The following is a 1151-nucleotide window of genomic DNA, read 5'->3' on the forward strand; positions in this document are numbered from 1 at the left end:
TGATCTTCTAAAATATCATACATCTCCGCTTCAATAATCGCTATACGACGTAATTGTTCATTATCTTTCTCTCCGTGCTTTGCGATGTCTAAATAGCCTAGCGCATGATAAGCACCTAAAGCCGAGTAATCGTTGGCATACCAAAGAGCAAGTTCCCATGCACTTGCTCTTAATAAATAATGATTTGTCGTTGTTGCAAAAAGGTGTTCTAAATCGGCCAAGGCCTGCTCTGTAAAACCTAAATCATATAGATGATATTTATACGGTCTTAAATCATTTTGCGCTTGTTTACGTTTGTAAGGACGACTATATAAACGTTTCGGATTTCTACGTCCGAGCATATATGCTCCAACAGTACGAATAGATTTTTTTATCGCTCTTGGATTGAACATGCGCCATAATTTACTATTTTTAAGCGCATAAAACTCCCGCTCGCGTTTGGCTAATGTTTCTGTCAATCTCTGTTGCTCAGCTTGTTTTTCATATAGTTTGTTCTGTAACTTAGCAAGCTTTTGTTTTAATTCGTTATATGGTTGTCGGTCATCATAATTATGATTGTTCATCGGTTAAACATTCTCCCAAACCTGTTTTGCTATGTGAAGATGATCCAGTTGTTCTTCTTCTATTTTTTCCTTAACAAATTGATTCATTGGATACCATACAATTTCTTTATCGAAACATTCTTTTATATGTTCGCTCATATTTATATTTGTAAACATCGTTTCTTCAGTTATCAAAACATGTATATTGTTCGCTAATACATGTGGTATATACTTTTGTTTATAAATAAAAGCATTCGGATGAAGGATGACTAGCGTATCAGACTGTAATCTTTCACCGTAGACTGTCATTTGTACGAATTCGCCGTCAATCATTTGACGTACGGCTTTTTGAATTGGGCGTTCTTCTTGTAAGTCATAATGATTAATTTGTATGAGAGCTATTCGCTTCTTAAGCTCACTCTGTTTCAAGATTTCTTTATTAACAAGTGGGTCTTCTTTCCTAAAATCAGCGACAATAACGATATCAAAATATCTATATCCTGAACGCTTCTCTTCACGCTCTGGCCACATCGGCTCTGGAACTGGGAATAAGCGCTTCTCTTGTCGATATGGGTAATATAAACTGTCTGCTGATTCATGGTAAGCAGT

Annotated in this window: 2 pseudogenes; both read right to left on the reverse strand. The window is 36.1% G+C overall.

The annotated features are described in order from the left end of the window. A pseudogene (locus HNQ35_RS14015) lies at window positions 1-563 on the reverse strand (hypothetical protein); the annotation flags it as partial. A 3-nt stretch (window positions 564-566) separates the two neighbouring features. After that, window positions 567-1151: pseudogene (locus tag HNQ35_RS14020) on the reverse strand (hypothetical protein); the annotation flags it as partial.

Source organism: Cerasibacillus quisquiliarum, from assembly GCF_014202495.1.
In the GTDB taxonomy this organism is placed as follows: Bacteria; Bacillota; Bacilli; order Bacillales; family Amphibacillaceae; genus Cerasibacillus; species Cerasibacillus quisquiliarum.